We start from the raw sequence: 253 nt of genomic DNA on the forward strand, positions 1-253 counted from the left end.
ATGTTACCGCTCGACTTGCATGTGTTAGGCCTGCCGCCAGCGTTCAATCTGAGCCATGATCAAACTCTTCAATTAAAGTTTTGTTGGTCCTAAGACCGGCTCAATGAATACTGACTTCAAAACTGCTTTTACTCGAAAGTAAAAAGTAATTTTAAAGCTATTGTTGTTCCAACAGAACAACAATGAATTGACTGTGCCAAAATCAAGTAAACTTGATTCTGATTGGTCACTCAGTTCATTGATAAATCTTTTT

At 37.2% G+C, this 253-nt stretch carries 1 protein-coding gene and 1 rRNA gene; both read right to left on the reverse strand.

Annotation, left to right across the window (positions count from 1 at the left end):
* Window positions 1–75: ribosomal RNA gene (locus EYW48_RS21880) — 16S ribosomal RNA — on the reverse strand; the annotation flags it as partial.
* Window positions 73–253: hypothetical protein (locus tag EYW48_RS21885; protein WP_277433123.1), on the reverse strand; the 181-nt coding region annotated here is incomplete at its 5' end. The genes EYW48_RS21880 and EYW48_RS21885, both read right to left, overlap by 3 nt.

The organism is Vibrio sp. 1180_3 (genome assembly GCF_029478545.1).
Taxonomy (GTDB): Bacteria; Pseudomonadota; Gammaproteobacteria; order Enterobacterales; family Vibrionaceae; genus Vibrio; species Vibrio aestuarianus.